The sequence below is a fragment of the Streptomyces sp. NBC_01176 genome (assembly GCF_045039825.1).
In the GTDB taxonomy this organism is placed as follows: domain Bacteria; phylum Actinomycetota; class Actinomycetes; order Streptomycetales; family Streptomycetaceae; genus Streptomyces.
Genome location: NZ_CP108600.1, coordinates 1,995,610 through 2,008,876 on the forward strand (window position 1 = coordinate 1,995,610; position 13,267 = coordinate 2,008,876).

Genomic DNA, 13,267 nt, shown 5'->3' on the forward strand with positions numbered 1-13,267 from the left:
TCGGCCTGCCCGACGAGCGACGCTTTCTCGCTCCGGGCGTGCCCGTATCCGTGCACCTCGTCGGCCGCGACCCAGTCGTGGGAACCCGCAAACCGGGCCCGCGCCGGTCCGAGTCCGCGAAACCGATCGCGGGAGCCGAGAGCCGCCGGATCCACCACGACGGGCCCGCCGCGCAGGACGGACGCGCACCCGCGTGGGTCAGGGCGCCGAGAGTGAACCGGGCCCGGCGACACCTCCGTTCACCAGTCCACCCCACCCTTCCACCTCTATGCCTTCCACTCCTCTGCCCTTCCGCCCATCCGCCCCCGCGCCCAGCGGCCCGTCCGCCGGGGCGGGATGCCGGGGCCGCCGGTGACCAGCGGGCCGTGGTGCCCGACTTCGCCGGAGGCATGACGACGGAATATGCGGACGCGGAACGGGGTAACTCCGAAGAGCACGGCGACGCACCGGGCCGTGCCGGCCGGGAGGGACCCCCTTTCCCGGCAGTACCCCTGAGGCACGCGCCTGTTCCTCCAGGGCTGGGGCAGATGACTCCGCGGCGCCCGAGCCGGGCGGCGTGGAAGCCGGTCGTACGAGTCCAAGGAGGCGCAATGACCCGCCAGATCCGAATTCGTACCAGCCGCCGCCCCACCTCCGGGCGCGAGGTCAAGATGGAGATCGACCGACGGACACCGTCCGGGCGAATCCTCCCCTACTGATGCGAACTCCCCCCGGCGCGGGGCTTGTTCGGGCGCGGGACGCGGAGCGCGGCGGCGTGGGTCAGCTCGCGGTGCGGCGGATGCGTCCCGCGTAGCGCTCCTCCAGTACCAGGTTGCCCTCGAAGCCCCCGGGAACGTTGGCCGACACGTAGACCGGCGGCCTGACGCCGGCGGCGAGCAGGAGCGCGGCGCTCTCCGCGACGGCCATCTGAACCAGCATCACGCCGGTGAGTGTGGACAGCGCGCAGACGGCGCCGCCGCCCGGGAGTTCGAGCAGCGCGTCGCCCCGCGGCGCGGCGTTGTCCAGGACGACGTCGGCGAGGTCGGCCAGCTTCCGCCCGCTCGGGTGCGAGGCGGGCACCGCCCGCGTGTGGGCCAGCGAGGTGACGGCCAGGATGCGATGCCCCCGCTCCTTGGCGTGCAGGGCCATCTCCACGACCACGTTGTTGACGCCCGAGTTGGAGACGATGACGAAGAGATCCTCGGGCCGCGGCTCCACGAGAGCGTAGATCCGGGCGGCGACCCCGGACCGGCGCTCCAGGAGCGGGTCGGCGAGGACGCTCGGCCGCTCCCCGCCGTACAGGACCAGGTCGGCGATGCTCAGCCGGTTGGTCGGAACCAACCCCCCGGCGCGGCCCGCGATTTCGAGCACGAGGGCCTGGGAGTGCCCGGTGCCGAACGCCTGGACGACGCCGTCCGCGCGTACACAGTCCGCGATCAGCTCGGCGGCACGCCGCACGTCGTCGCGAGCCGACGCGGTGATGCCGTCGAGGACGGCGAGGCTCTCGCGCGCGAAGTCGTCGGCGCTGATGGACCCTGTGGACACGTGGCACTCCCCACCGGTGGATCGAACCACCAACTCGGGCGACTCTCCATGAATGGCTGAACCCTACCCCTCCTTCGGTCCTACGATTCAAGTTGTCGGCCAGACGTTGGCTGGTACATTCACGGCCCGAAGCGTCCCGAAGGGGCCGGGATGTACGCAGAGCAGAGGAGACCGGGTAGAGCATGGAACGGACCGGCGCCGGCAGCGGGCTGCCCCCGACGGATGTCACCGCACTGATCCGCACCGAACTGCCGCGGCTGACCGGCTCCTTGCGGAAGGTCGGCGAGCTGATCCTCGAGGACCCGGCCGCCGCCACCCACTGCTCCGCCGCCGAACTGGGCCGCCGTACCGGCACCTCGCAGGCGACCGTCACCCGGTTCTGCCGTGCCGTCGGCCTCGACTCCTACCAGCACCTGCTGATCGCGCTGGCCCAGGAGCGCGGCCGCGGCGAGGTCTCGGACTGGGGCACCGCGGAGATCGGCTCCGACATCGCCCCCGACGACGACCTCGAACGGGTCGTCGCCGTGGTCGGCAGCGCGGACCTGCGCGCGGTCCAGCGGACCATCGACCGGATCGACCTCGACGCGCTGGAGCGCGCGGCCCAGGCCGTGGCGCGCGCCCGCCGGATCGACGTGTACGGCGTCGGCGGCAGCGGCGCGGTGGCCCTGGAGACCGAGGTCCGCCTCTTCCGTATCGGCTGCGCGGTGCGCGGCTGGAACGAGGTGCACGCCGCGGCCACCTCCGCGGCCCTGCTCACCCCGGCCGACGTCGCCATCGGCATCTCCCACTCCGGGTCGACCCGCGAGACCATCGAGCCCTTCGAACTCGCCAAGGAGCGCGGCGCCACCACCGTGGCGATCACCGCGGACCCGCGCTCGCCGCTCGCCCGCGCCGCGGACGTCCGGCTGATCTCCGCCTCGTCCGAGACCAGCTTCCGCACCGGCAGCATCGGTGCCCGTCACTCCGTCCTGGTCCTCATCGACTGCCTGTACGTACGGGTCGCGCAACTGTCGTACTCGCGCGCCAGCGCCTCATTGACGCTGACCGGCCACATCGCAGGACAGCACGCGGTCACGTCCCGGCGCACCCGCTGAGTCCTCCCGGCACCGCGTGTCCGTGGGCGACCCGCCCGCGGACCACCGCCGCCCCCTGCCGGATCGCGTGAGGTCGGTCGGTCAGACGGTCCCGGCAGCGCGCGGCGGGCTGCCGTGATCGAGGCGGGCCAGGGCCACGGCTCCCCGGCAGCCGTCCGCCACCCGGTCGACCGTCAGCCCCAGGTCCTCCAGCCGACCCGTCAGTGGTGCGGTCAGCGGACCGTCCGGGCCGAGCAACCCGCCCGTCACGACGATCCGTTCACCCGGCCGGGGGCCCAACGCGCGTACCGCCGCGGTCAAGTGGTCCACCGCTTCGCGCAGGATCGCCTCCGCGACGGGGTCCTTGGCGCGGGCCGCCTCGGCCACCAGCGGAGCGAGCCGGGCGAGCGTGATCGGCGGCTGCGCCATCACGATGGGCAGCAGCCGCATGCGGTAGGCCTCCCGCCGCGGTCCCGACCACCGCGCGGCGGCCGCCCCGGTCCGCCCGGCCTCCCCGGCCCCCGCGGCTCTGCCGGCCCCTCCGGCCCTGTCGGTCCCGTCTGCGGCACCGTCGGCTCCTCCGGCCCGCTCAGCCTCGTCGGCGGCCCCTTGGGCCCCCTCCAGGAGATCGGCGGGCAGTCCCAGGGCGACGCCGACTGCCCGGGCCAGCGTCGTGGGGCCGCCCCGCCCGTCCGCCATCCGCAGGGCCGCGCGTACCGCTCCGCGCCCGATCCAGAAGCCGCTGCCGTCGTCGCCGAGCAGCCAGCCGTCGCCGTCCACGGTGGCCGTGCAGCGGCGGCCGGCGACGCGGGTCGCGACCGCTCCGGTACCGGCGACCAGGGCCAGCCCGTCGGCGGGAGTTCCGGGCGCCGCGGCGAAGGCCGCCTCGATGTCGCTGCTCACACCGACCGTCCGCGCCGTGATGCCCAGCCGTCGCAGCGCCTCGGTCAGCGCCGCGAGGGCGTTCAGCCGCCCCGGCTCCCTGTCCGCGAAGTCACCGAAGTCGGCGGAGCCCGTGCCCGTGGAGCCGGCGAATCCGCCGACCACGGCCACGACACTGCCACGGACCCGCTCCGGCACCGACCGGCCGATGGCCTCGGCGAGGTGATCGGTGAGCCGCGGCAGCGGAACCGTCAGGGCGTTGCCCGGTCCCGCCGCGCCCTCGCCCACGGTGCGTCCGGTCGCGGCGGACGCCAGAACGGCGCGGGTGCGGGTGCCTCCCGCGTCCAGGCCGACCACGAGATCCTGGTTCGATCCATTGCTCATCGCCCACCATGGTGGTTGATGCATTCACCCGGGACAAGCCTCTCGGCGGTGCCGACAGGTGGACCGCACTCCGCGCGCGAGCGGCCGGCCCGCGGTGGAGGCGGAGCCGCAGCGCACCCCGTCCCACCGGGCGGGCGTTCGCCCACGAAGGAGACGCCGTTCTCCGTGTCGCGTCGAGCGGCGCACGCAAATCCGGAGGGGTTGAAAGTATGATCAGCCAATGTCTGACATGACCGAGACCACGCCCGGCTGGCTGACCCCCGACGAGCTCGAGATGGCGCGGGCCCGTATGCCGATTCTGTACGTCGAGGCCGTTCCGGTGCGCGTCGACGACAACGGCGAAGTGACCAGCATCGGGCTGCTGCTGCGCATAGGGCCGGACGGTACCGTCAGCCGCACCCTCGTCTCCGGCCGCGTGCTGCATCACGAGCGGGTCCGCGACGCCCTGCTGCGTCATCTGGAGAAGGACCTCGGGCCGGTGGCGCTGCCCCGTATCCCCACCTCCCTGCAGCCCTTCACCGTCGCCGAGTACTTCCCGACCCAGGGCATCACGCCCTTCCACGACCCGCGCCAGCACGCGGTGTCGCTGGCCTACATCGTCCCGGTCACCGGCGACTGCCGTCCCCGGCAGGACGCCCTCGACCTGGTCTGGTTCAGCCCCGAGGAGGCGTCGACGTCCGTCGTCCTCAACGAGATGCCGGGCGGTCACGGCGCCCTGCTCAAGCAGGCCCTGGCGCACGTGGGCCGCCTGTCCTGAACTCGCCGGGAGCGCCCCGGCCGGGGGCGGCGCCGACCCCGGCCGGAACCGGCCGCTGCGGGGTCCCGCGCCGCCTCCTGACGACAGCCCCGCTACCGGGGCCGCTGTACAGAGAACTCGTTGCCGTCGGGGTCGAGCATCAGCACCCGGCGGCCGTCGCCCTCGCCGATGCCGATGCCGGTGCCGGTGCCGGTGCCGGTGCGCGTCGCGCCGAGCGAGATCAGGCGGTCGATCTCCGCCTCCCGGTCCGCGCCGGCGGGAAGCGCCAGCTCGAAGTACAGCCTGTTGGGGCCCGTCTTGGGCGCCACCGGAGGTCCACCCCACGTGATCTTCGTGCCGCCGTCCGGTGATTGGATCGCGGTCTCCTGATCCTGGTCCCAGACCAGTGGCCACCGCAGCGCCTCGCTCCAGAAGTAGCCGACTTCCTGCGTCCCGTCGCAGGCCAGCGCTCCGATGAAGCCGGTGTCGGCGAGGAACTTGTTGCCGGCCTCGATCACGCAGAACTCGTTGTCGTCCGGATCGGCGAGCACCACGTGCCCGTCTTCCGGGAGTTGGCCCACGTCGATGTGTTTCCCGCCGAGTTCCAGCGCCCTGGCCACGGTCTGCCGCTGGTCCTCCGGGGAGGCGCTCGTCAGGTCGAAGTGCGCCCGGTTCCGGCCGGTCTTCGGCTCCTGGTCCGGCAGGAACCGGATGCGGAACCCGGCGGCGTCAGGGGGCAGGATCGCGACGTCGTCCTCCGGACCGTCGGCCAACTCCCAGCCCAGGACCCCGGACCAGAACCGTGCCAGGTCCGACGGCCGGGTCGCGCGGAAGCAGATCGCGAACAGTTGACTGGTCATCCCCGTGCGTCTCCGATCCACTGACGGCCGATACGGCGACTCGACCTCCCGGAGGCGGCAGCCTAGGGGTGTCCGTGCGGCTCCCGCATCCGAGTTTCCGCCGCGGACGGGGAGTTGGTCCCCCACAGGACGACGACCGCGCGGAACGGCACCGTCGTCGCCCGCGGGTGCCCGTCTCTGAAGCGGCCGCGGTGGTGCACCACCGCGGCCCTCCCCGACCGCCTGTCCGCCGTCCAGCGGCGGGGGGTGGCGCTACGACGGCCCGCGTGGGACTCGTCGGGCGCCACCCCCCGGCCGTGCTAGCCGGTCACCGGCTGGAGCTTGGCGCGGAAGTGCCGCAGGATCGGGGACTGTTCCACGATCCGGTAACCGCGCACGGACTCCGCGGTCTTGGCGATCCGCTCCAGGGTCCTGCCGACGTGGTCGTAGTGGCTGCGGGTGTACACACGACGCGGCAGCGCCAGCCTGACGAGCTCGTACGGCGGGCTCTTGACCGGGTTCCCGTCCTCGTCCTCCTCGCCGAGGTAGAGCGAGCCGAGTTCGGCCGAGCGGATGCCGCCCTCCAGATAGAGCCGGCAGGCCAGGGCGTGTCCGGGGTACTGGTGGGGCGGTATGTGGGGCAGCAGCCGTCCCGCGTTGAGGTACAGGGCGTGCAGACCGGGCGGTTCGAGGATGTCGACGCCCGCGGCACGGACGCGTTGGGCGAGATGGTCGGCGCTCTCCGCCCGCTCCGCGAGGTAGGCGGGTTCGGTCACCTCCTGCAGACCCTGGGCCATCATGTCGAGGTCACGACCGGCGAGGCCACCGTAGGTGGGGAACCCCTCGGTGGCGATCAGGAGGAGTTCGCACTTCTGGGCGAGCTCCGGGTCGTTCAGCCCGATGAAGCCACCGATGTGGACGATGCCGTCCTTCTTGGCGCTCATCACACAGCCGTCGGCCAGACGGAACGCCTCCTCCGCGACCTGCCGGGGGGTGTGGTTGCGGTAGGCCTCCTCGTGCCGGGTGACCAGCCAGGCGTTCTCGGCGAACCGGGCCGCGTCCAGGATCAGCGGGACGGAGTGCCGGCGGCACAGTTCCGAAGCCCGCCGCAGGTTCTCCATGGAGACGGGCTGACCGCCACCGCCGTTGTTGGTGATCGTCATGACCACCGCGGCGACGCGCGATCCGGTCGACTCACCCAGCGCCTGCTCCAGCGCCTGCAGGTCGATGTTCCCCTTGAACGGCTCCCGGCTGTCCAGGTTCCGGGCTTCGGGGCACGGCAGGTCGCGGGCCACGCAGCCGTTCAGTTCCACGTTGGCGCGGGTGGTGTCGAAGTGCGTGTTGGACAGGACGGTGTCGCCGGGTTCGAGAAGGTTGGAGAAGAGGATGCGTTCCGCCGCACGCCCCTGGTGGGCCGGCAATATGTGCGTGTAGCCGGTCAGTTCGGACACCGTTTCCCGGAAACGGTAGAAGGAGCGCGAGCCCGCGTAGGACTCGTCACCGGCCATGCCCGCGGCGAGCTGCGCCGAGGACAGGGCACCCGTGCCCGAGTCGCTCAGCAGGTCGATGGTCACCTCGTCCGCGCGCAGGTCGAAGAGGTTGTAGTGCACCCGCTCGATGGCCGCCTTGCGCTGCTGGGGCGTCGTGAGCGGAATGGGTTCGACGACTTTGATCCGGTACGGCTCCATCCTGATTTCTGCTCCTGCCTTTCCGTGTCCTACTGAGTGGAGGAATGCACGCGGCTCGGTACGCGCCGCGCGGGGGGAAGAGAACGGCTGGTGAAGCGGCCCGGCGGGCAGCGGCGGCCGTACCGCGTACGCCTCCGCGGAGATGTACGCGGTGACACGTGGCGGCCGGTCGCGTTCGTGGACCAGCGCCAGGTACGCGAGGAGGCCGACACCGTCGTGCAGGGGTCGTGAGCTGACGGTGGCCAGCGACCGGTCGAGCACGGCGGGGTCCATTCCGTGGCGACGCAGCACGGCCGTGGCACGGGCGTGCGCCTCCCCGTCGTGCCGGACGTAGTCCCGTACGGGGACGTGGAGGGTGAAGCCGCTCGGCAGACCGGTCGCCCGCTCCGTGAAGGAGTGGCAGGAGAGCACCGGCCGTCCCGCCAGCCGGACCGCCTCCCCCGCGCCGGTGTACCGGTCCGCTCCCGCCAGGCCCGCCGCGACCCGGAAGAACTCCTCGACGGTCTCCCGTTCCGGGCCGGACTCACTGCGGGACAGCGAGCCGACGTCGGCGGCCGACGCGTCGCGATGGGTGACGTAGACCTTCACCCGGGGTGTCTCCCAGTCACCGAGGTCGAGGGCGAGGAAGGGATAGCCGTCGGCCGGGGGCAGTGCGTCGAACGCCCGCCGGTGGCCGAGTCTGTCCAGTGCCTCGCGCAGGGTCTCGGCGGCCCGGTCCGCCCCGGATGCCGCCGGGTTCAGATAGATCTTGACCTTGGGTACCCCGCCGGGAAGCAGTTCCAGAGCGATCCACAGCGCCAGGGGGCCCTGGGGGTCCGGAGGGAAGAACAGGTCCTCCAATCCGTCGAGCCGGTCGGTGGAGAAGCCCCATCGCTCCGCCATGGCGCGGACGACACGCAGTCCGGTACGGCCCTGTTCTGCCAGGGTCTCGGCCGCGTACCCCGGTTCCAGCAGCACCCGCAGGGTCGGGGGCGCGTCAGGGACGAGGGCGAGGGAGTACTCGACCGGTGTGTGGTCGTCGGACAGGAAGCTCGGGTGGGGCGGCGGCTGGTCCAACAACCGTTCCGCGCCCCTGCCCAGACAGTCCGTCAGGACACGCGCGTAGACCTCGGCGTCGGACCGGCGCAGTCCCACGGCTCGGCACAGCCGTAGTAACTGGTCCGACACGAAGGTGCCCAGTGGCTGGGTCGCCACGACCTTTCCACCGTCGACACGGGAGGAGATCACGAGCAACCCTCCCGACGCGACGCGGAGTTCGCGCGCCACGGGTAGGGCGGGACGGGAGCCCGGCGGGAGCGGGGCTCCGGAGAGAGGGCAAAAAGATACCCGCCTGTGCGGGCGGGTATCTCGCCTTCCGGCCTGTGCGGTGTGATGCGTATGGCCCGGCGGGGGTGGGAACTCCTCCGCGGGGTCGGTCGTAGGGGACGGTGGGCCGCTGCGGGGTGCTGAGCTGAAGTGGCGTCGGTGGACGAGGGCTCCACGACACCTCCTTTAACTTGTGTTACAACACGGATGCCGCGCTCTTCCCTACCCCCACGGTTGAAAGTTCATGCTGTGCGTGGATGTTGCGGACTGTTGCGTAGATCACGCCTTCCACCAGGAAAGGAACGAACTCCACAGGCCGCCGCGGTCCTGCCGGCCCGGTGCGCCGCCCTGGTCGCTCCGTTCCGCGACCTGCGGCTGTTGCTGCGCATCCGGCTGCTGTACCGCCCGTACCGGGTGGAAACGGGCCGGCAGCGCGGCCAGCGCCCGGTTGAAGGGGCCGGGGCGCCAGGTCAAACTGTCCTCGGGGACCGCCAGTTCGACATCCGGCAGCCGGTTGAAGAGGTTCTCGATGGCCGCCACGGTGATGAGCCGGGCCGGGTCCTTCGCCGGGCAGGCGTGCGGTCCGGCACTCCACGCCAGGTGGGACCGGTTGCTGGAGGCGTGGCGGGAGGCGGCGAGTGCCGGGTCGGTGTTGGCCGCCGCGAAGCTGACCAGGACCAGATCACCGGCCGCCAGCTTCTGCCCGGCGAACTCCATGTCGGCCGCCGGGTAGTGCGGCGCGTAGTTGGCCATGGGCGGGTTCTTCCACAGCGTGGTGTCGATCGCCTCCTCGATCAACCCGCCCGCCGCGTAACGGTCGTCGGTGAGCAGCAGATGGAGGGTGTTCGAGATGAGATTGCGCAGCGGTTCGGCGCCCGCGCCCAGGAGGAGGACGAGCTGGTGCGCCATCTCCTCGTTGTTCAGGCCTGCTTGATGTTCCATCAGCCAGGAGGTGACGTCGTCGCCGGGGCGCGCTCGCTTGAGGGCCACCAGCTCGCCCACCGCCTGGGACAGCACCGCGTTCGCCTTCTCGGCGTTCACACCGTCGAAGATGCCGGATATACCGAAAAGAACGCGGTCACCGATCTCGGCGGGGCAGCCGAAGAGTTCGTTGAAGACGAAGAGCGGCAACAGCTTGGCGTAGTCGTTGAGCAGATCGGCCGAGCCGCGCGTACTGAACTGTGCGATGAGGTAGTTCGAGACCCGTTCGGCACTCTGGCTCAGCCAGTGCGAATCGACACGCGCGAAACTGTCCGTGACGGCCTGCCGCAGCCGCATGTGTTCCGCGCCGTCAGTGAACATGCAGTTGGGCCGGTACACGAGAAGCGGAAGGACCGGGCTGTCCGGGCTGATCACGCCGTCGTTGAAGTCGCGCCAGCGGCGCGAGTCCTTTCGGAAGGAACCCGCGTTCTGGAGCAGTTGGAGCGCCGCCGAGTAATCCGTGACCAGGGTCGCCTCGACACCCGGGGCGAGTTCGACCGGCGCGGTCGGCCCGTAGTGACGCATGTACTCGTAATAGGCCTGCGGATCGGCCGCGAACTCCGGCCCGTGCAGCGGCACCGGCTCACCCGTGGCGTGAGCCGGGCACCCGGGTGGGGGCACGGGAACGGTGGAATCAGTGTTCATTCTTGCTCCTAGCGGGCACGGTCCTGCAGATAGTGAACGAGGGTGATCAGAGCGCTGGCTGATGAAGTCTCGTCACGCGCGTCGCAGGTGACGACCGGAGTGTCGGGCAGCAGATCCAGCGCCTCGCGCAGGGCGTGCTCCTCACGCATCGGCGTACCGTCGAAGCGGTTGACGGCGATGGCGTAGGCCAGTCCGTACTGCTCGATCAGGTCGATGACGGCGAAGGAGTCCGCCAGCCGCTCAGGGTCGACCAGCACCAGCGCGCCGAGCGCGCCGCGCGCCATGTCCTCCCACATCTGGACGAACCGCTGCTGTCCCGGCGTGCCGAACAGGTACAGCACGACGTGATCGCTGATCGTCAGGCGTCCGAAGTCCATGGCGACCGTGGTGGTGGTCTTGCCGCGGACGCCCTTGAGGTCGTCGATCTCCTCGCCGGCCTGGGTCATCGTCTCCTCCGTGGACAGCGGAGGAATCTCGGACATCGTCCCGACGAAGGTGGTCTTGCCGACCGCGAAGTGCCCGACGATCAGGATCTTCACGGCGGTCTGCGCCGCTCCGCCGCGGACGTACGCCTTCTCATCCAAAACGGGCCCGGAGACCATCCAGCACCTCCTGAAGTATCTGCTCGTCGACCAGGCGGGCGCGCGCCACCGGCGCACGCGTGATGAGGTAACCGCCCTCGGCCAGGGCGTTGAGAAGGATCTTCACCACGCCCATGGGCAGGCGCATGTGTCCGGCGATCTCGGCGACCGAGAGGTAACCGCCGGAGCACATCTCCAGGAGGCTCTGTTCCTCGGGAGAGAGCCGGGTCCGCCGCTGGGGGTGGTCGGCGGCGGCCGTGACCAGTGTGATCAGCGAGAACTGGTCGCCCTCGGGGAGGTCCCGGCCGTTGGTGATGACATACGGCCGCACTAACTCCGCGGCCTCGGGCTCCTGCTGGTCGGAGTCGGTCACGGGCGTGCGCCGATGTTCTCGCGCGGCGGGGTCGTCAGGGCCTTGCCCAGCTGTCCGACCAACTGCTGCATACGGAAGGTGATGTCCGCCATGTCGATGTCGGTGGAGGCCGAGACCGCGAGGTAGGCGCCGTCACCGGCGGAGATCAGGAAGACCCAGCCGCCGTCGAACTCGACCAGCGTCTGGCGCCACTTCAGGTCGGTCCCGTCGCAGAAGAACCCGATCGAGCGGCTCAACGACTGCACGCCGCTCATCGCGGCGGCGACGGTGTCCGCGGTGTCCCTGTCGACCCCCTTGGAGGAGGCCATCAGGAGCCCGTCGGCGGAGACCAGGACCGCGTGCAGAGCGCCGGGAATCTCCAGGACGCCGTCAAGCATCCATGACAGATCGTTGTTCACGAAACCTCATGCCCTTCGCTGCTTGCCTCATGTGCGTTGCTCGTCCGGCCCGCGGGGTCCGGGTGCGCGGCTCGACCGGTCTGGGTGCCGCGCTGGAAGGCGCCCATGATCGAGGCGGTCTCCTCCTCGGAGCGGACCGGCGCGCTCGCGGTGTCGGAACTCTGCGGCACGATGGCCATGGCCCGCCTGCGGCGGCGCTTGGGCAGTCCGTCGGCGGTCGTGGACGCGGCCACGACGGGATCCGGACCGCTCGGGTTCAGCGAGGGAACAGTGCTCACGGTCTGCGCCCGCTCCTTTGGTTGCGGCATGCTGGTGAGCAGCTCGTCCGGCAGCAGCACCACGGCCCGCACACCCCCGTAGGGGGAGGTGGAGTCGACGGACACCGTGAAGCCGTAGCGCTCGCAGAGCACACCGATCACCGCGAAGCCGAACTGCGGAGGATTGCCGAGCCCGGAGACTCCCGAGGCCCGCTCACTCGACAGGAGTTTCGCCGCCCTGGTCTTCTCCTCCTCGTTCATGCCGACACCGGCGTCGTCGACGACGATGCAGATACCCTTGGGTACGGCGCGGACGTTGATCTCGACCGTGGATTCCGGTGCGGAATAGCTGGTCGCATTGTCGAGAAGCTCGGCGAGAGCCAGTGCCACCGGTTCGACAGCCCGGCTGGTGACCGCGAAGTCGACCTGCGAGAGAATCTCGACCCGCTGGAAGTGACGGATCCTTCCCTGCGCGCTGCGTACCACGTCGTAGACGGAGGCGATATCACGCTGCCGCCCCAGCCAGCCTTCACAGAGAACCGCGATGGACTGAGCGCGCCGACCGAACTGCGAGTTCATGTGGTCGATTTCCAGGAGATCCTGGAGAATGAGCGACTCGCCGTACTTCGTCTGCAGTTTCGAAATAGCGAGCTGCTGTTCGGCGGCGAGACCCTGAAGGGTTCGCATCGCCGACTTGAGCGCCGTTCTCGTTGCTTCTTCGGCTTGCTCCTGGGCCTTTTTCACCGAGGCGGAATATTGATTCTCAAGCTCAGCGTAGTGATCCCTGAGCCCTTGATTCTCCTGCTTTAAACTACGCGCCGCCCGCTGTCCACGAATAATGGCGGCAGCTGCAAGCGGAGTCCCAGCGATAAGAGCCCAGAGAGCCGGGTCCTGTATGTATTGCGTCATAAGACTCTCTTCAAGCGACTGGCAGCCAGCTACTGAATTCCCGTCAGCACGGCGGGCCCACAGCCCACTGCGCAGGGATTACCGCCCGGGCCGTACTGCTGGCCGGAAAAGTCGTTCTGTGCCCGTAGCCCGCTCGGCAAGTGCGGCGATCGTATCATCGCCCCAAGTCATGACGGACCGTCAATATGGGGAGCACTTGCGAACATTGACGGCCGGTCAGTTGCCTCATGCACCCTCCGGCCGGACAGGATTCCTTCCGCAATCAGTCCCCTATCCCGCATCAAGGGGTGATATCCGAAAAGGAAGCTCTGTCGCTTTCGTCAACCGGTGCCCGGAGTGGACGCCAAAAAGCTCGGAGGCCGTCTTCTCATCGCTGAGAAGACGGCCTCCGAGCCACGACTTCAAAAGTCGGGACGACAGGATTTGAACCTGCGACCCCTTGACCCCCAGTCAAGTGCGCTACCAAGCTGCGCCACGTCCCGTTGCCCGCCTGACCTGGGGTTTCCCCCTGGCCGAACGTGCACCGAAACAATACCGCACTCCCACCGGTGGTCGCGCACCCCTTTCTTCGGGGCCGGCGGAACCTCCAGTCTTCGGGGCCGGCGGAACCTCCAGTCTTCGGGGCCGGCGGAACCTCCAGTCTTCGGGGCCGACGGAACCTCCAGCTCGCCGCTTGACCTGAAGCTTGGTCG

General features: G+C 70.2%; 11 protein-coding genes and 1 tRNA gene. 2 read left to right on the forward strand and 10 right to left on the reverse strand.

Going from position 1 to position 13,267, the window contains the following annotated elements; all coding sequences use genetic code 11:
* Window positions 1–759: 759 nt before the first annotated feature.
* Window positions 760–1,524, reverse strand: a complete 765-nt coding sequence (locus OG199_RS08370; RefSeq protein WP_401805245.1) for a sugar isomerase domain-containing protein — start codon at window positions 1,522–1,524, stop codon at window positions 760–762.
* Between the two features lie 209 nt (window positions 1,525–1,733).
* Here OG199_RS08370 and OG199_RS08375 point away from each other — a divergent pair, with 209 nt between their 5' ends.
* Window positions 1,734–2,618 (forward strand): MurR/RpiR family transcriptional regulator, encoded by an 885-nt coding sequence (locus OG199_RS08375; protein ID WP_405834464.1) that lies wholly within the window; start codon window positions 1,734–1,736, stop codon window positions 2,616–2,618.
* 81 nt (window positions 2,619–2,699) lie between these two features.
* On the opposite strand, the gene OG199_RS08380 is transcribed toward OG199_RS08375, so the two are convergent.
* Complete coding sequence (locus tag OG199_RS08380) at window positions 2,700–3,863, reverse strand: N-acetylglucosamine kinase (RefSeq protein ID WP_405828851.1); 1,164 nt, start codon at window positions 3,861–3,863, stop codon at window positions 2,700–2,702.
* Window positions 3,864–4,083: 220 nt separating this feature from the next.
* On the opposite strand from OG199_RS08380, the gene OG199_RS08385 reads away from it, so the two are divergent.
* On the forward strand, window positions 4,084–4,620 hold the full coding sequence (locus tag OG199_RS08385; protein ID WP_323138435.1) for an NUDIX hydrolase family protein: 537 nt from the start codon (window positions 4,084–4,086) through the stop codon (window positions 4,618–4,620).
* Window positions 4,621–4,712: 92 nt separating this feature from the next.
* Here the strand turns inward: OG199_RS08385 and OG199_RS08390 are convergent, their stop codons facing one another.
* The 8 genes from OG199_RS08390 to OG199_RS08425 form a co-directional block, all read right to left on the reverse strand.
* A complete protein-coding gene (locus tag OG199_RS08390; RefSeq protein WP_405828852.1) occupies window positions 4,713–5,459 on the reverse strand; it encodes a VOC family protein in 747 nt (248 codons plus the stop codon).
* A gap of 299 nt (window positions 5,460–5,758) precedes the next feature.
* A complete protein-coding gene (locus OG199_RS08395; RefSeq protein ID WP_405834465.1) occupies window positions 5,759–8,350 on the reverse strand; it encodes a tryptophanase in 2,592 nt (863 codons plus the stop codon).
* Window positions 8,351–8,710: 360 nt separating this feature from the next.
* A complete protein-coding gene (locus tag OG199_RS08400) occupies window positions 8,711–10,057 on the reverse strand; it encodes a cytochrome P450 (RefSeq protein WP_405828854.1) in 1,347 nt (448 codons plus the stop codon).
* An 8-nt stretch (window positions 10,058–10,065) separates the two neighbouring features.
* Window positions 10,066–10,659: an ATP/GTP-binding protein gene (locus OG199_RS08405; RefSeq protein WP_266704403.1), complete on the reverse strand. Its 594-nt coding sequence runs from the start codon at window positions 10,657–10,659 to the stop codon at window positions 10,066–10,068.
* Window positions 10,634–11,011: a DUF742 domain-containing protein gene (locus OG199_RS08410; RefSeq protein WP_356808921.1), complete on the reverse strand. Its 378-nt coding sequence runs from the start codon at window positions 11,009–11,011 to the stop codon at window positions 10,634–10,636. The genes OG199_RS08405 and OG199_RS08410 overlap by 26 nt, the downstream gene beginning before the upstream one ends.
* On the reverse strand, window positions 11,008–11,409 hold the full coding sequence (locus tag OG199_RS08415; RefSeq protein ID WP_168531241.1) for a roadblock/LC7 domain-containing protein: 402 nt from the start codon (window positions 11,407–11,409) through the stop codon (window positions 11,008–11,010). The genes OG199_RS08410 and OG199_RS08415 overlap by 4 nt, the downstream gene beginning before the upstream one ends.
* On the reverse strand, window positions 11,406–12,575 hold the full coding sequence (locus OG199_RS08420) for an ATP-binding protein (protein ID WP_356808920.1): 1,170 nt from the start codon (window positions 12,573–12,575) through the stop codon (window positions 11,406–11,408). Before OG199_RS08420 ends, OG199_RS08415 begins: the two co-directional genes overlap by 4 nt.
* 408 nt (window positions 12,576–12,983) lie before the next feature.
* Window positions 12,984–13,057: transfer RNA gene (locus tag OG199_RS08425), tRNA-Pro, on the reverse strand.
* Window positions 13,058–13,267 lie beyond the last annotated feature (210 nt).